At 72.2% G+C, this 16,391-nt stretch carries 14 protein-coding genes; 7 read left to right on the top strand and 7 right to left on the bottom strand.

Going from position 1 to position 16,391, the window contains the following annotated elements:
• Positions 1-149 precede the first annotated feature (149 nt).
• Positions 150-1,856 (bottom strand): glycerol-3-phosphate dehydrogenase/oxidase, encoded by a 1,707-nt coding sequence (locus tag OG392_RS22210; protein WP_329282077.1) that lies wholly within the window; start codon positions 1,854-1,856, stop codon positions 150-152.
• Between the two features lie 276 nt (positions 1,857-2,132).
• Here OG392_RS22210 and OG392_RS22205 point away from each other — a divergent pair, with 276 nt between their 5' ends.
• Both OG392_RS22205 and OG392_RS22200 read left to right on the top strand, forming a co-directional pair.
• Positions 2,133-3,374: a nucleotide sugar dehydrogenase gene (locus OG392_RS22205; RefSeq protein ID WP_329282075.1), complete on the top strand. Its 1,242-nt coding sequence runs from the start codon at positions 2,133-2,135 to the stop codon at positions 3,372-3,374.
• A 118-nt stretch (positions 3,375-3,492) separates the two neighbouring features.
• Positions 3,493-3,981, top strand: a complete 489-nt coding sequence (locus tag OG392_RS22200; RefSeq protein ID WP_329282072.1) for a hypothetical protein — start codon at positions 3,493-3,495, stop codon at positions 3,979-3,981.
• A gap of 71 nt (positions 3,982-4,052) precedes the next feature.
• Here OG392_RS22200 and OG392_RS22195 read toward each other — a convergent pair whose 3' ends face one another.
• The 4 genes from OG392_RS22195 to OG392_RS22180 form a co-directional block, all read right to left on the bottom strand.
• The gene (locus tag OG392_RS22195; protein ID WP_030318553.1) at positions 4,053-5,177 is read right to left on the bottom strand and encodes a GuaB3 family IMP dehydrogenase-related protein; all 1,125 of its coding nucleotides are present in this window, start codon (positions 5,175-5,177) and stop codon (positions 4,053-4,055) included.
• 106 nt (positions 5,178-5,283) lie between these two features.
• Positions 5,284-6,786, bottom strand: a complete 1,503-nt coding sequence (gene guaB, locus OG392_RS22190; RefSeq protein ID WP_329282069.1) for an IMP dehydrogenase — start codon at positions 6,784-6,786, stop codon at positions 5,284-5,286.
• 168 nt (positions 6,787-6,954) lie between these two features.
• The gene (locus OG392_RS22185; RefSeq protein WP_030318557.1) at positions 6,955-7,557 is read right to left on the bottom strand and encodes a sigma-70 family RNA polymerase sigma factor; all 603 of its coding nucleotides are present in this window, start codon (positions 7,555-7,557) and stop codon (positions 6,955-6,957) included.
• Between the two features lie 244 nt (positions 7,558-7,801).
• Entirely contained in the window at positions 7,802-8,413 is a 612-nt protein-coding gene (locus tag OG392_RS22180) for a response regulator transcription factor (protein WP_003948568.1), read from the bottom strand.
• A 432-nt stretch (positions 8,414-8,845) separates the two neighbouring features.
• Here OG392_RS22180 and OG392_RS22175 point away from each other — a divergent pair, with 432 nt between their 5' ends.
• Complete coding sequence (locus tag OG392_RS22175; protein ID WP_266968442.1) at positions 8,846-9,235, top strand: WhiB family transcriptional regulator; 390 nt, start codon at positions 8,846-8,848, stop codon at positions 9,233-9,235.
• Between the two features lie 77 nt (positions 9,236-9,312).
• Here OG392_RS22175 and OG392_RS22170 read toward each other — a convergent pair whose 3' ends face one another.
• Positions 9,313-10,230, bottom strand: a complete 918-nt coding sequence (locus OG392_RS22170) for a LysR family transcriptional regulator (protein ID WP_329282064.1) — start codon at positions 10,228-10,230, stop codon at positions 9,313-9,315.
• Between the two features lie 81 nt (positions 10,231-10,311).
• Between OG392_RS22170 and OG392_RS22165 the strand changes: the two genes are divergently transcribed.
• Both OG392_RS22165 and OG392_RS22160 read left to right on the top strand, forming a co-directional pair.
• Positions 10,312-10,986, top strand: coding sequence for an MOSC domain-containing protein (locus tag OG392_RS22165; RefSeq protein WP_329282062.1), 675 nt, complete (start codon positions 10,312-10,314; stop codon positions 10,984-10,986).
• Positions 10,987-11,047: 61 nt separating this feature from the next.
• Entirely contained in the window at positions 11,048-11,821 is a 774-nt protein-coding gene (locus OG392_RS22160; RefSeq protein WP_329282060.1) for an SDR family NAD(P)-dependent oxidoreductase, read from the top strand.
• Between the two features lie 5 nt (positions 11,822-11,826).
• Here OG392_RS22160 and OG392_RS22155 read toward each other — a convergent pair whose 3' ends face one another.
• On the bottom strand, positions 11,827-13,641 hold the full coding sequence (locus tag OG392_RS22155; RefSeq protein ID WP_329282058.1) for a DUF2264 domain-containing protein: 1,815 nt from the start codon (positions 13,639-13,641) through the stop codon (positions 11,827-11,829).
• 198 nt (positions 13,642-13,839) lie between these two features.
• On the opposite strand from OG392_RS22155, the gene OG392_RS22150 reads away from it, so the two are divergent.
• Both OG392_RS22150 and OG392_RS22145 read left to right on the top strand, forming a co-directional pair.
• On the top strand, positions 13,840-14,937 hold the full coding sequence (locus OG392_RS22150; protein WP_329282056.1) for a substrate-binding domain-containing protein: 1,098 nt from the start codon (positions 13,840-13,842) through the stop codon (positions 14,935-14,937).
• 122 nt (positions 14,938-15,059) lie between these two features.
• On the top strand, positions 15,060-16,388 hold the full coding sequence (locus tag OG392_RS22145; protein WP_329282054.1) for an ABC transporter substrate-binding protein: 1,329 nt from the start codon (positions 15,060-15,062) through the stop codon (positions 16,386-16,388).
• The last annotated feature ends 3 nt before the right edge of the window (positions 16,389-16,391 follow it).

The raw sequence follows: 16,391 nt of genomic DNA, 5'->3' as shown, positions 1-16,391 counted from the left end.
GTCCCTCACCTCAGGACGGGTGGCGCCCCCGGGTCCGTACTCCGGGATGACGACGCCCCCGCAGGCCCCTCAGGTTCCCACCCGCCGCGGGCGGCCCGGCCTTTCTCCCACCGGGCGCGCGCCGCCCGGCGCGCGTCCCGGACGTCCTGTCAGATCGGCACGATGTCGGGCGCCCCGAGCCGGGCGGCGTCCGCCGTCAGGTCGTCGGGCTGCCGCTGCGACTCCCTCTCGGCCTCGACACGCTTCTCGTAGTGCTCGACCTCCTTCTCGATCTGGTGCTCGTCCCAGCCGAGGACCGGCGCCATCAGTTCCGCGCACTCGCGGGCGCTGAGGGTTCCCCGGTCGAAGGTCTCGATGGAGATTCTGGTGCGCCGGGTGAGGACGTCGTCCAGATGCCGGGCGCCCTCGTGGGAGGCCGCGTAGACGATCTCGGCGCGCAGGTAGTCGTCGGCGGCGGGGAGCGGCCGGCCGAGGGCGGGGTCCTCGGCGACGAGGTCGAGGATCTGCTCCGTCAGGGAGCCGTACCGGTTGAGGAGATGCTCGACCCGGACGACGTGGAGGCCGGTGCGCGCGGCGATCCTGGCCCGCGCGTTCCACAGGGCCCGGTAGCCCTCGGCGCCGAGCAGCGGGATGTCCTCGGTGACGCAGGGGGCCACCCGCTGGTCGAGGCCGTGCACCGCCTCGTCGACGGCGTCCTTGGCCATGACGCGGTACGTCGTGTACTTGCCGCCGGCCACCACGACCAGGCCGGGCACGGGGTGGGCGACGGTGTGCTCGCGTGAGAGCTTGCTCGTGGCGTCCGACTCGCCGGCCAGCAGGGGACGCAGGCCCGCGTAGACCCCCTCCACGTCGTCCCGGGTGAGCGGGGTGGCGAGCACGGTGTTCACATGCTCCAGGAGGTAGTCGATGTCGGCGCTGGACGCGGCCGGATGGGCCTTGTCCAGGTCCCACTCGGTGTCGGTGGTGCCGACGATCCAGTGCCGGCCCCAGGGGATCACGAACAGCACGGACTTCTCGGTGCGCAGGATGAGCCCGGTCGACGAGTGGATGCGGTCCTTGGGGACGACGAGGTGGATGCCCTTGGAGGCACGGACGTGGAACTGGCCGCGCTCGCCGATGAGGGCCTGGGTGTCGTCGGTCCACACCCCGGTGGCGTTGACGATCTGCTTCGCCCGGATCTCGTACTCCGCGCCGGCCTCGACGTCCTGGACGCGGGCGCCGACGACCCGCGCGCCCTCGCGCAGGAAGCCGACGACGCGGGCCCGGCTCGCGGCCAGGGCGCCGTAGGACGCGGCGGTGCGCACGAGCGTGGTGACGAAGCGGGCGTCGTCCATCTGCGCGTCGTAGTACTGCATGGCGCCGACGAGGGCGTCCTTCTTGAGGCAGGGGGCGACCCGCAGGGCGCCGCGCCGGGAGAGGTGCCGGTGGACGGGGAGGCCCCGGCCGTGGCCGGAGGAGAGGGACATCGCGTCGTAGAGGGCGACGCCGGAGCCCGCGTAGAACCGCTCCCAGCCCTTGTGCTGGAGCGGGTAGAGGAAGGGGACCGGCTTCACCAGATGGGGTGCGAGCCGCTCCAGGAGCAGCCCGCGCTCCTTGAGGGCCTCCCGGACCAGGGCGAAGTCCAGCATCTCCAGATAGCGCAGGCCGCCGTGGATGAGCTTGCTGGACCGGCTGGAGGTGCCCGAGGCCCAGTCACGCGCCTCGACGATGCCGGTGGACAGCCCTCTCGTGACGGCGTCGAGGGCCGTCCCGGCGCCGACCACTCCGGCGCCGACCACCAGCACGTCCAGCTCGCGCTCGGCCATGGCCGCGAGCGCCTCGGCGCGCTCGGCGGGTCCCAGTGTCGCTGTCCTCACGGCTTGCCTCCCGTCGTCCCCGTCTTTCCGTTCTCCGTCGTCGCAGCACGCGAACCGGGCCATGTGGTCCGGCTCACAGCTCGATTCTGGCCCTCCCCGGCGACTTCAGCCACCGCCTCGCCACCGACCTGTGGATAACACTCGGCGACCTTCGGTCGCACAATGCGGCATATCGGTCATATTTACGCCTAGTCTGACATTGCGCTCGACCCGTTCTGTCCACCGGGCTTGCGCGTCGCGTTCCCTCCGGCTATCGGGAAGGACGGCCCACCCCCCATGCCCGCTGATCTCGCCGTCATCGGCCTCGGCCACCACGGACTCCCCCTGGCCCAGGCGGCCGCCGCCGCAGGCATCGACACCATCGGCTACGACACCGATCCCCGCTCCGTCGCCGAACTCGCCGCCGGCCGCTCCCCGGTCGACGGCTCCCTCACCGTCCCGGAGATCCGCCGGATGCTCTCGGGGAGCTTCCGGCCGACCGCCAACCCCGCCGAACTCGGCCGGGTCCGCACCGCCGTCCTCTGCGCCCCTACCCCCCTGGGCCCCGACCACGCCCTCGACCTCACCGCCGTCACCGACGCGGCCCGCGCGCTCGCCGCCCGGCTGCGCCCGCACACCACCGTCGTCCTCGAGTCCCCGGTCCCCCCGGGCACCACCGAGGGCCTGCTCCGCGACCTGCTCGAAGAGGGCTCCGGCCTGCGCGCCGGACGCGACTTCCACCTCGCGTACTCCCCCGGCCGCCTCGACCCCGGCAGCCGTACCCACGGCTTCGCCGGCACCCCCAAGGTCATCGGCGGCCTCACCCCGGCCTGCACCGAGGCGGCGGCCGCCTTCTACGGCCGGCTCACCGACAAGGTGGTACGCGCGCGTGGCCCCCGCGAGGCCGAGACGGTCAAGCTCCTGGAGACCAACTTCCGGCACGTCAACATCGCCCTGGTCAACGAGATGGCGGTGCTCTGCCACGAACTCGGCGTCGACCTCTGGGACGTCATCCGCTGCGCCGAGACCAAGCCCTTCGGCTTCCAGGCCTTCCGCCCCGGCCCCGGGGTCGGCGGCCACGGCGTCCCCGTCGACACCGTCGGCGCCCACCGCCCGCTCCGCCTCGTCGAACTCGCCGGCCAGGTCAACGAACGCATGCCGCAGTACGTCGTCCAGCGCGCCGCCACCCTCCTCAACGAGCACGGCAAGGCGGCCCGCGGCGCCCGCGTCCTGCTGCTCGGCATCACCTACAAGCCCGACCTGCCCGACCGCCAGGGCTCTCCCGCCGACGAGATCGCCCGCCGGCTCATGGACCTGGGTGCGGCCGTCAGCTACCACGACCCGCACGTCCCCGACTGGCGCGTCCGCGACCTGCCCGTGCCCCGCGCGGACTCCCTCTACGAGGCGGCCGCCCACGCCGACCTGACGATCCTGCTCCAGCACCACCGCACGTACGACCTCCAGGGACTCGCGGTGAAGGCCCAGCTCCTCCTCGACACCCGCGGCGCCACCCCGACGGGCACGGCCCACCGTCTCTGACCTGCGTGAGCAGCGGGGCCATAACTGTTGTGCCCCTGTCATAGCGGGGTGCTAATCTCCGGGCCTCTCGCATGCACGCACGCGCGTGCCGCTTTTCGTCCCTGGGGGGATCCGCACCATGAGCCAGCCCGTTCCGCCGCCCGGCAACCCCTTCGCCGGGGGCGCCGCCCCCGAGCAGTACCCGTACGCGCCGCCGCCGGCGCCCGCCCGCGACAACGTCGCCCTCGGTCTGGTCGCCGCGCTCGTCGCCGCGCTCGTCTCGGCCGGTGTGTACGGCGCCGTCATCGGCGGCCTCGAGCGGGAGATCGGCTGGGCCGCCGTCGGCGTCGGCTTCCTCACCGGCCTGGCCGCCGGCAAGGTCGGCGGCCGCAACCCCGTGCTCCCGATCGCGAGCGCGGTGCTCGCCCTCGGCGCCGTCTACCTCGGCCAGCTCCTGGGCATCGCGATCCTCCTCTCCAAGGAGCTCGACGTCTCCGTGACGGAGCTCTTCTTCCAGGAGTTCGGCCTGCTCACCGAGGGCTGGAACGCGACCAAGGACGGGCTGACGTTCCTCTTCTTCGGCATCGCCGCCTTCGCCGCCTTCTCCGGCGCCAAGAAGGCCTCGTAACCCACGCGTGTACGAGGAGGGGCCCCGCACCGTCCGGTGCGGGGCCCCTCCTCGTACGTACGGGACGGACGTCAGCGCTTGTGCTGCGAGTCCGCGACCGTGACCTCGACGCGCTGGAACTCCTTGAGCTCGCTGTAGCCCGTGGTGGCCATCGCGCGGCGCAGGGCGCCGAAGAAGTTCATCGAGCCGTCCGGGATGTGCGACGGGCCCGCGAGGATCTCCTCGGTGGTGCCGACGACGCCCAGGTCGACCAGCTTGCCGCGCGGCACGTCCTCGTGGACGGCCTCCATGCCCCAGTGGTGGCCCTTGCCAGGCGCGTCCGTCGCGCGGGCCAGCGGGGAGCCCATCATGACCGCGTCGGCACCGCAGGCGATCGCCTTCGGCAGGTCGCCGGACCAGCCGACACCACCGTCGGCGATGACGTGCACGTACCGGCCGCCGGACTCGTCCATGTAGTCACGGCGGGCCGCGGCCACGTCGGCGACCGCGGTCGCCATCGGAACCTGGATGCCGAACACGTTGCGCGTGGTGTGCGCCGCGCCGCCGCCGAAGCCGACGAGGACACCCGCGGCGCCGGTGCGCATCAGGTGCAGGGCCGCGGTGTACGTGGCGCAGCCGCCGACGATGACCGGGACGTCGAGCTCGTAGATGAACTGCTTCAGGTTCAGCGGCTCGGACGCGCCCGACACGTGCTCGGCGGAGACCGTGGTGCCGCGGATGACGAAGATGTCCACACCGGCGTCGACGACGGCCTTGGAGAACTGCGCGGTCCGCTGCGGGGAGAGCGCGGCGGCGGTGACGACACCGGAGTCGCGCACCTCCTTGATGCGCTGCCCGATCAGCTCTTCCTTGATCGGGGCCGCGTAGATCTCCTGCAGACGGCGGGTCGCGGTCGCCTCGTCCAGCTCGGCGATCTCGTCGAGCAGCGGCTGCGGGTCCTCGTACCGGGTCCAGAGACCCTCCAGGTTCAGGACGCCCAGTCCGCCCAGCTCGCCGATGCGGATCGCGGTCTGCGGCGACACGACCGAGTCCATGGGGGCGGCCAGGAAGGGGAGCTCGAAGCGGTAGGCGTCGATCTGCCAGGCGATCGAGACCTCCTTCGGGTCCCGGGTGCGCCGGCTCGGAACGACGGCGATGTCGTCGAACGCGTACGCCCTGCGGCCGCGCTTGCCGCGCCCGATCTCGATCTCAGTCACGATGTGTGGCCTTTCCCTCTACGTCTGCGCCTACCAGTATCCCCGACACAAGCGTGAGGGGCGGCTCCGGCCACATGCCGGAACCGCCCCCACGCGTCGTGCTGTGTTACTTCCTGCTGTAGTTCGGCGCCTCGACCGTCATCTGGATGTCGTGCGGGTGGCTCTCCTTGAGGCCCGCGGACGTGATCCGGACGAAGCGGCCCTTCGACTCCATCTCCTCGATGGTGGCCGCGCCCACGTAGCCCATGGTCTGGCGCAGACCGCCGACGAGCTGGTGCAGGACGTTGGCCAGGGGGCCGCGGTAGGGCACCTGGCCCTCGATGCCCTCGGGCACGAGCTTGTCGTCCGAGGCGACCTCGGCCTGGAAGTAGCGGTCCTTGGAGTAGGACCGGCCCTGGCCGCGGGACTGCATCGCGCCGAGCGAGCCCATGCCGCGGTACGACTTGAACTGCTTGCCGTTGATGAACTGCAGCTCGCCCGGGGACTCCTCGCACCCGGCGAGCAGGCTGCCCAGCATCACCGTGTCGGCACCGGCGGCGAGCGCCTTGCCGATGTCTCCGGAGTACTGCAGACCGCCGTCGCCGATGACCGGGACGCCGGCGGCGCGGGCGGCGAGGGCCGCCTCGTAGATGGCGGTGACCTGCGGGACACCGATGCCGGCGACGACACGCGTGGTGCAGATGGAGCCGGGCCCGACGCCGACCTTGACGCCGTCGACACCGGCGTCGATCAGGGCCTGGGCGCCGTCACGCGTGGCGACGTTGCCGCCGATGACGTCGACGGCGACGCTGGACTTGATCTTCGCCATCCAGTTGAGGGCGTTGCTGTTGTGGCCGTGGGAGGTGTCGACGATCAGGAAGTCGACACCGGCCTCGGCGAGACCCTGGGCGCGCTCCAGCGCCTCGGGGCTGGCGCCGACGGCCGCGCCGACGAGCAGGCGGCCTTCCCTGTCCTTCGCGGCGTGCGGGTACTTCTCCGCCTTGACGAAGTCCTTGACCGTGATGAGGCCCTTGAGGATGCCCGCCTCGTCGACCAGCGGCAGCTTCTCGATCTTGTGGCGGCGGAGCAGCTCCATGGCGTCCACGCCGGAGATGCCGACCTTGCCGGTGACGAGCGGCATGGGGGTCATGACCTCGCGCACCTGGCGGCTGCGGTCCGACTCGAACGCCATGTCGCGGTTGGTGACGATGCCGAGGAGCTTGCCGGCCGGGTCGGTGACCGGGACGCCGCTGATGCGGAACTTGGCGCACAGCGCGTCGGCCTCGGCCAGCGTCGCGTCCGGGTGCACGGTGATCGGGTCGGTCACCATGCCGGACTCGGAGCGCTTCACGAGGTCGACCTGGTTGACCTGGTCCTCGATGGACAGGTTGCGGTGCAGCACGCCCACGCCGCCCTGCCGCGCCATGGCGATGGCCATGCGGGACTCGGTGACCTTGTCCATCGCCGCCGAGAGCAGCGGGATGTTCACGCGCACGTTGCGGGAGATGCGGGACGAGGTGTCGACCGCGTTCGGGAGGACCTCGGACGCGCCCGGCAGCAGCAGCACGTCGTCGTAGGTCAGCCCGAGTGTCGCGAATTTCTCGGGCACTCCGTCGACGTTTGCAGTCATGACACCTTCCCCAAATGGCCTTGATCGGTGCGGATGTCCATGCTAACGGGCTGGAGCGGTGTCTCATTCCACGATCAAGATCAGCCGCAAGCTTTGGACCTTCGCACGTGTACGAAAGGGACGACTGACCCCGGCGACTCTTACTGGCTGGCTACCGCGGCCCGTCGGCTACTGCTCGGCCAGCGCCCTGAGCCGGCTGAGCGCGCGGTGCTGCGCGACCCGGACGGCCCCCGGGGACATGCCGAGCATCTGCCCGGTCTCCTCGGCGGTCAGTCCGACCGCGACGCGGAGCACGAGCAGTTCGCGCTGGTTCTCCGGGAGGTTCGCGAGCAGCTTCTTGGCCCACTCGGCGTCGTCGCTGAGGAGCGCGCGCTCCTCGGGGCCGAGGGAGTCGTCGGGCCGCTCGGGCATCTCGTCGGAGGGGACGGCCGTGGACCCCGGGTGCCGCATGGCGGCCCGCTGGAGGTCGGCGACCTTGTGCCCGGCGATGGCGAAGACGAAGGCCTCGAAGGGCCTGCCCGTGTCCTTGTAGCGCGGCAGCGCCATCAGGACGGCGACGCAGACCTCCTGGGCCAGGTCCTCGACGAAGTGCCGGGCGTCGCCCGGCAGCCGGTTGAGGCGGGTGCGGCAGTACCGCAGCGCGAGCGGGTGCACCCGTGCGAGCAGGTCGTGGGTCGCCTGGGCGTCGCCCTCGACCGCGCGGTGCACGAGCGCGCCGATCTCCCCCTGCCCGGCAGGCATGGGGGACCCCACGGTCTCGTCGTCGCGCATCGCTCCATGGTGCCCCGACGCCTCGGCGTTCGTGGCACCGCGTCCGTAGTTGTGCACCGAAGCGTTATGAGCAGGTGCGCCGGTACTCATCTCCGCGCCCTCCCCTCCCGCTCGATCGACTCGTCCCCGAGGAACTCCACATCTCAAGGATGCGGCATCGCGCGGGGAAGTGACACAAGCCTGCCCCGTCCACCCCACGACGGACGCGGGCGAGGACGGGGAGATGGCCGGTGACCTGCGCGATTCAGCGGACCAGGCCCCAGCGGAATCCGAGGGCGACCGCGTGCGCCCGGTCCGAGGCGCCCAGCTTCTTGAAGAGACGCCGGGCGTGGGTCTTGACCGTGTCCTCGGAGAGGAAGAGCTCGCGTCCGATCTCGGCGTTGGACCGGCCGTGGCTCATGCCCTCGAGCACCTGGATCTCGCGCGCGGTGAGGGTGGGCGCGGCGCCCATCTCGGCCGAACGGAGCCGGCGCGGGGCGAGCCGCCAGGTCGGGTCGGCCAGCGCCTGGGTGACGGTGGCCCGCAGTTCGGCGCGCGAGGCGTCCTTGTGCAGATAGCCGCGGGCGCCCGCGGCGACCGCGAGGGCGACGCCGTCGAGGTCCTCGGCGACCGTCAGCATGATGATGCGGGCGCCGGGGTCCGCGGAGAGCAGCCGGCGGACGGTCTCCACGCCGCCCAGACCGGGCATGCGTACGTCCATCAGAATCAGGTCCGAGCGGTCCGCGCCCCAGCGGCGGAGGACTTCCTCGCCGTTGGCCGCGGTGGTCACGCGCTCGACGCCGGGCACGGTCGCGACCGCGCGGCGGAGCGCCTCTCGGGCAAGCGGGGAGTCGTCGCAGACGAGAACGGATGTCATGCCTGACCTCCGCGGCTCTCGCAGCTGTAGCGCGTCACCTTGAGCCTCCAGGGCTGTACGTAATCGTCACCTGTGCGATTGACGCTCTCGGACACCTGCCCGATCGCTTGTTCCTTCAACCGCCTCCGCACTCTCAACGACGGTCACTCGAAAGAGTTACGGGTCGGACGGCACCCTTCGGCACTCTACGTGAGGGGTCGTGTGCGGAGGAGAGCGACGCGGCCCTTCTGTCCTTCATCGAAAGCTATGCCCCATTTAGCGGCTTTTCTTCCCTTTTCGCGGTGTCTGTGGCTAGATTCGCAATGAGTCATATTTACATCTACTTAGACAGTAGGTGTACCGACCCGGACCGGCGGGGCCCCGAGGAGCCCGCCCATCAGCCATCCACCCGCCCACCTATCCGTTCGACACGGTTTCAAGGGGACAAGCGCAATGGCAGATTTCTCCCGCCTTCCCGGACCCAACGCCGATCTGTGGGACTGGCAACTGCTCGCGGCCTGCCGCGGCGTCGACAGCTCCCTGTTCTTCCACCCCGAGGGAGAGCGCGGCGCGGCACGGAGTGCGCGTGAGAACTCGGCGAAAGAGGTCTGCATGCGGTGCCCGGTACGCGCGGAGTGCGCGGCACACGCACTCGCCGTGCGGGAGCCCTACGGCGTATGGGGCGGCCTCACCGAGGACGAACGCGAAGAGCTCATGGGACGCGCGCGCAATCGCCTGATCACGACGGCGCCGACGACCGCGTCGGTCGCGTCCGCGGCTTCCGTGACATCCATGACGACATCGGCGTCGGCAGCAGGCCGGCCGATTGTGGAGCGCATGTGAAGGAACGTTTCCTCAACTAAGCGACGCATCTGAGCACCCGACACCCCGATCCGCGCCCACGCGTGCGAGGCGGCGTCCTACGCGCGCGTGGCGGCCCGGGTCAGTTCGTCGAGCGTGGCGGCGACGGCCGGGACCTGCGCCAGGTCGGGCAGCGTCAGGGCCACGATCTCCCGCTCCACGGCGGGCTCCACGGCCACGGTCCGCGCGCCCCTGGGCCGTACGGACTCGATGGCCAGCTCCGGCAGGACGGCCACGCCGAGACCGGCGCCGACCAGGCCCACCACGGCCGGGTAGTCGTCGGTGGCGAAGTCGATACGGGGGGTGAAGCCCGCCTCCTCGCACACGTCCACGAGCTGACGGCGGCAGCGGGGGCAGCCCGCGATCCAGGACTCGTCGGCCAGTTCGGCGATCCCCACGGACCCGGCACCGGCGAGCCGGTGACCCTCGGGGACCAGACCCACCAGGCGGTCGGCCAGGATCGGGCGGACCACCAGGTCGTCCCACTCCGCCTGCCCGTCGGCCTGCCGGCCGGCCGGCCCCCCGCCGTAGCGGAAGGCGAGGGCCACGTCGCAGTCGCCCTCGCGCAACATCTCGATCGAGCGCGGCGGCTCGGCCTCGACGAGCGAGACACGGGTGCCGGGGTGCGCGGCCCGCAGCGCGGCCAGCGCGGTGGGGACGAGCGTGGAGCTGCCGCTGGGGAAGGAGACCAGCCGGACCCGGCCCGCGCGGAGCCCGGCGATCGCGGCGACCTCCTCCTCGGCGGCGGTCAGCCCGGCGAGGATGCCGGAGGCGTGGCGGACCAGGACCTCACCGGCCTCGGTGAGGCGCATCTCGCGGCCCGTACGGATCAGCAGCGGCGTGCCGGCGGAGCCTTCGAGGGCCTTCATCTGCTGACTGACGGCCGGCTGCGTACAGCCCAGCTCGCGCGCGGCGGCCGAGAAGGAGCCGGTGGCGGCGACGGCGCGCAGGACGCGGAGATGACGAGCCTCGATCATGCACTCCAGCATAAGCGAATCTTGGGTGGAGTCCCACTTTTTCGCCTACAGCTTTGAGACGGGTGCCCGTAAAGTGCCCACATGACCTTGCTGAGTGTGAATGTGGGCCGCGCGAAGGCCGTGGACTACACCGAGGCCGCGTCCGGCCTGACCGCCATCGACAAGCGCCCCGTCGAGGGGCCGGTCCGGATCGAGGCACCCGGGGCGCCCGGCGTCGGCACCAGCGGCCTCGCCGGGGACACGGTCTGCGACCTGCGCTTCCACGGCGGCGACGACCGGGCCGCGTACGCCTTCGCGCGCGAGGACCTGGACCACTGGGAGCGCGAACTCGGCCGCCCGCTCGCCAACGGCTCCTTCGGCGAGAACCTCACGACGGCCGGCCTCGACGTGAACGGCGCCCTGATCGGCGAGCGCTGGCGGATCGGCGAGGAGGTCGTCCTGGAGGTCACCGGCGGCCGCATCCCCTGCCGGACGTTCGCGGGATTCCTGGAGGAGAAGGGCTGGGTCAAGCGGTTCACCCGGTCCGAGGCCGGTCCGGGCGCGCTGCTGCGGGTGATCGTGCCGGGCGAGATCCGCGCCGGCGACCCGATCACGGTCGTCCACCGGCCCGACCACGACGTCACCGTCGCGCTGCTCCACCGGGCCGCGACCACCGAACGCGCCCTCCTCCCCGGCACGTTGGTCGCCGCCGAGTGGATGGAGTCCGGACTCCTCGCGCTCGCACGCCAGTACGCGGAGAAGTACGCGCGCGCGTAGTCCGCGTCTGGTCGGCGGTACGCGGACAAGAACGCCTCCGCCGTGGCACTACCGTGCCCGTATGACGACTGCACTGATTACGGGCGCCACCGCGGGCATCGGGGCCGCTTTCGCACGGAGGCTCGCCGCGGACGGCCACGATGTCGTGCTCGTGGCCCGGGACGTGAAGCGGCTCCGGGAGCAGGCGACGGAGCTGCACGACCGCCACGGCATCGAGGCCGAGGTGCTCGCGGCGGACCTCGCCGAGGAGAAGGGCATCGCCGCCGTCGAGGCCCGGCTCTCGGACCCGAAGCAGCCGGTGGACATGCTCGTGAACAACGCCGGCTTCGGCAACAAGGGCCGCTTCCTCGAGGTGTCCATGGCCGACGAGCTGAAGATGCTCACGGTGCACTGCGAGGCGGTGCTGCGGCTGACCTCGGCGGCCGCCGCCTCGATGAAGGAGCGCCGGCGGGGCTCCGTGGTCAACGTCGCCTCGGTGGCGGCCTTCCTGCCCCGCGGCACGTACGGGGCGTCGAAGGCCTGGGTCGTGCAGTTCACCCAGGGCGCGGCGCGGGACCTGACGGGCAGCGGCGTACGGCTGATGGCGCTCTGCCCCGGCTTCGTACGGACCGAGTTCCACGAGCGGGCCGGGATGGGGACGGACAACATCCCGGGCTGGATGTGGCTCGACGCGGACAAGCTGGTGACGGCGGCGCTCGCGGATCTGGACCGGGGGAAGTCGCTGTCCATCCCCGACCCCCGCTACAAAGCGCTCATGGGTGTGGTGAAGCTGGCACCGCGCGGGCTGCTCGGCGGGGTCTCCTCCAAGGCGGGGCGGAAGTACGGACCGGAGTGACCCGCTCACCCGGCCCGTGCGTCGAGGTCCAGTTCCGCGGTGGTGCCGTCCTGCCAGGTCACCCGGAGGGTGTGGCCGGTGACCCGGACGGCCGCGAGGTCCGCGACGGGGCCCGGGGCGGGCTCGGCGGTGAGCGAGGCGAGCGCGACGAAGAGGGCGGCCGGTCCGCTCGTGGCGCCGTGCAGGGCGAGGGTGCGGCTGCCGGGCCCCTGGAGGGTCTCCCCGGTGGGGAGTTCGGTGGCCTCGCGGCCGGCGGGGTAGCCGTGGACCGGGTGCAGCTGCGCGTGCGGCCCGTCGGGGGTGGTCGCCCAGCCGGTCTGCCGTACGGGCGTCCCCTCGGGGGCGCCGAGGACGAGGTGGGCGCGGACCTCCGCGCGGCCGTGGGCGAGGGTCGCGGAGACGACCCGGACGCCGGGGTACGGGGTGTGCCGGGAGGCGGCCCAGCCGGGGCCGGTGCCGGCGGGTGCGGCGGGGCCCCGGGTGGTGAGCCTCCCCTCGACGAGCAGTGCGAAGTGGTTGTCGGCGGGGGCGGGGCCGGTGGTGGGTCCCGTACGGGTGGCGTAGGCGTGTCGGGCGTAGCCGGGGTCGTCCTCGCCCGCCTCGGCGCTGTGCACATGGTTGCTGCCGTGGTTGTGGAGGCGTACGAGTCCGTCGGCGGCGGTGGTCTGGACGAGCAGTCCGGCCGGGGCGAAGGGGCGGACGGTGTCGGCGCGTTCGGCCGGCAGGGGTTCCTCGTGGTCGGTCCAGGCGGGGTGGCCGGGGGGCAGCAGGAGGCCGAGGAAGCCCTTGGACGCCCAGTACGGGGAGCCGGGGCCGGAGTACTCCTGGACCAGGGGCGCGTACGGGCCGTGCCAGCCGAGGGTGAGAAGCCCGTCCGGTTCGGTGGCGCCGCGGTCGAGGAAGTACCTCAGGGTGCCGGAGGCGAGGCGGCGGGTGGCACCCGGGGTGAGCGGGGTGTGCCCGGTCAGGGTGCCGAGCCACGGGGCGGCGGCCGCGGCGAAACGGTAGATCAGGGAGCGTCCGTACGGGAGGGGCGCGCCGTCGGCGTCGAAGAGGTGGACGTAGTCGTCGAGATGGGCCCGCAGGCGCGGCCCGTACCGGTCGAGGAGGTCCCGGTCTCCTGCGAGGTGGGCGTGGAGGACCGGATAGAAGTGCAGGGCCCAGGCGTTGTAGTGGTCGAAGGCGCGGTTGTCGCCGTCGCTGTACCAGCCGTCGCCGAGGTACCAGTCCTCGATCCGGGAGAGGGAGCGGTCGACGGTGACGGCGGCCCGGTCGGTGTCGATGCCGGCGTCCTGGAGGAATCCGGCGACCGTGAGGCCGAAGAGCCACCAGTTGTTGTCGACGGGTGACGGGCCGAGGGCGGGGCGGAGCCAGTCGACGACCTGCTCGCGGGTGCGGTCGTCGAGCCGGTCCCAGAGCCAGGGGCGGGTGAGGCGGAGGCCGAGGGCGACGGAGGCGGCCTCGACGATCGCCTGACGGGTGTCGGTGGTGAGAGGCCAGGACTCCTCGTCCGACCGTCCCGGCTTCGCGGTTCCGGCCGCGAGGCCTTCGGCGTACCGGCCGAGATGTCCGTGCGGGTCCTCGCCGCGCGCGCCCGCGACCCGGAGCGCCGCGAGGAGGAAGGTGCGGGCCCAGCCCTCCAGGCCGTCGGATCGGGTTCCGGACCAGCTGGGCCGGGGCCCCGGAAGGCCGATCAGTCCGTGCCGCGGGGAGGCGAACGGGCGTACCGCCAGGAGGAGTCGGTCGGCCGCGTCCTCCCAGTGGGCACGGGTCCAGCCGGTGTACGGGCTGAGCTCACGGTTCTCGGGCGGCGTGGGCATGATGCTCCCTGGGCTTTCCCCGGGAGCTTCCCCGGGCTCCCTGCGGCGACGACTGCGTCGCCGGGAATCCTGGACAGGCTCCGATCGGAGGTCAAGAGATTCCGAGCGAATGATCGAAATTTCTTCCGTTCGATCATTCAGAGGGCGCCTGTGATCTAAGGTCGGGGAACCACCACCACCGCGAGGGGGAACTGCGCCGTGCGCGAGAGTGCTGCCGAACGACACGACCGACTGCTGGCCCTGGTGCGCGAGCGCGGCACCGCCCGCGTCGCCGAACTGGCCGAGCGGCTCGGGGTCTCCCCCGTCACCGCCCGCCGGGACGTCGAGCTGCTGGCCGGCCGCGGCCTGCTCGACCGGGTGCACGGCCAGGTGTCCTGGCCCGAGCGGCGGGGCGCCCCGGGCGGCGCGCGGACCGGCGAGGGCCTGGTCCTCGGCCTGCTCGCGCCGTCCGCCACCTACTACTTCGCCGAGGTCATCCGGGGCGCGCACGAGGCGGCGGCCCGGGCCGGCGCCCGGCTCGTCCTGCGGGTCTCGGACTACCGGCCGGAGGAGGACCGGGCGCGCACGGAGGGACTCCTCGCGGCCGGCGCCGAGGGCGTCCTCGTCGCGCCCGGCTGGCGTGGCCCCGAGGATCGGCGCGCGTACGGGGACTGGCTGGCCGAACTCTCCGTGCCGGCGGTGCTCCTGGAGCGCCGGGCCGAGCCCGGCAGCCCGCTGGACGGCCTCGACCGGGTCGCCTCCGACCACGGCCACGGCGTCCTGCTCGCCCTGCGCCACCTGCTCGGCCTCGGCCACGCGACCCCGCTGCTCGTGGCGCGCGGGGACTCGCCGACCGCGCTCGCGGTGCGTGCCGGGTACGCCGAGGCGCTGAGCACCCTGGGCCTCGCGGAGCCCCGGCCGGTCATCGACTCCGTCCCCGCGGAGGCGGACCCGGAGGGCTTCGAGCGGGCGGTACGGGCGCTGTACGAGGCGGTCGGGTCCGGACTGGCGAGCGCGGCCCTGGTGCACAACGACGTGGACGCGATCGAGATCGTGCAGCGCCTCGCCGAGCTGGGCGTGCGGGTGCCGCAGGACCTGGCCCTGATCGCGTACGACGACGAGGTCGCCGCGCTGGCCGACACCCCGCTGACGGCGGTCGCGCCGCCGAAGCGGCAGGTGGGGCGGCACGCCACCGAACTCCTCGTGGAGCGGCTGACGGAGAGCGCGGACGAGGACGCGGCGCGGCGTCATCTGGGGCTGCTGCCGCGGCTGCGGGTCCGGGAGTCGTGCGGGGCGCGTGCGACGGCGTCCGGCTGAGTTCCAGCGGCTCCGTTCTGATCTTTTTTCGATCAATCAATCTTTCGCTCTTGACTTCGGTCATGAACGGTCACAGGATCACGGCCACAACCTCCCCGCCGCCGCCCTTCAGGAGTCGTGCCGTGACCCGTAGTTGGAGCAGAACGTCCCGTGTCATAGCCGGCACCGCCACCGCCCTCGCCGTTCTCACGGCCTGCGGCGGCAGCGGTGACGACACAGCGAACAGCACGGCGAACAAGCCGAACGGGCCCGTGACCATCACCTTCTGGGGCTGGGCCAAGGGCTCCAAGGACGTCGTCGACGCCTTCAACGCCTCCCACACCGACATCCAGGTGAAGTTCGAGGAGATCCCCTCCGGCACCGCCGGCGGCTACGCCAAGATCTCCAACGCCGTGAAGGCCGGCAACGCCCCCGACCTGGTCTCCATCGAGTACTCCTCGCTCCCCGAGTTCGTCAGTTCCGGCGCCCTCAAGGACATCGGCGGCGAGTTCACCGAGGCCGACCGCGCCAAGCTGCTCCCGCAGACCGTCGAGCTCACCACCCTCGGCGGCAAGACCTGGGCCGTCCCCTTCGACGCCGCCCCGCAGGCCTTCTTCTACCGCAAGGACCTCTTCGCGAAGTACAAGGTCCAGGTCCCCACCACCTGGGACGAGTTCAAGAAGGCCGCCGAGCAGGTCAAGAAGGCCGACGCCAAGGCCCGTATCGCCACCTTCTTCCCCGACGACCCGACGACCTTCGAGGCGATGGCCTGGCAGGCCGGCGCCCAGTGGTTCAAGGCCGGGAACGACAGCTGGAAGATCGACACCACCGACGCGGCCACCACCAAGGTCACCGGCTACTGGCAGGGCCTCCTCGACGCCGGGCTCGTCCACAAGAACGCCTCCTTCAGCCCCGAGTGGACCGGCTCCCTCAAGAACGGCACCACCATCGGCTACCTCGGCGCCTCCTGGGGCGCCGGCGTCCTCAAGGGCACCCTGCCCGAGCAGGACGGCAAGTGGGGCGTCGCCCCGATGCCCAGCTGGGACGGCAAGCCCGCCAGCGGCATGCTCGGCGGCACCTCCTTCGCCGTGACCAAGGACAGCAAGCAGCAGGCCGCCGCCGTCACCTTCGCCGAGTGGATGTCCACCACCGAGGCCGGCGTGAAGGCCCGGATCGCCTCCGGAACCTCCTCCGCCTTCCCCGCCGCCACCGCGCTCCGCCCCGTCGCCAAGAAGGCCTTCGACGCGAGCTACTACGGCGGCCAGGACATCTACGCCCTCTTCGAGGCCGCGGGCGCCTCCATCAGCCCGAACTGGGCCTGGGGACCGACCACCGGCACCACCAACACCACCATCAAGGACCACTTCGGCAAGATCACCCAGGGCGGCCCCGGCATCGCCGACGCCGTCAAGGCCGGTCACGACGCCACCGTCGCCGAACTCACCAAGCGCGGCCTGAAGGTCGAGGGCTGACCG

Source organism: Streptomyces sp. NBC_00691, assembly GCF_036226665.1.
Classification (GTDB): domain Bacteria; phylum Actinomycetota; class Actinomycetes; order Streptomycetales; family Streptomycetaceae; genus Streptomyces.
This window is presented reverse-complemented; position numbering and strand designations above follow the sequence as displayed.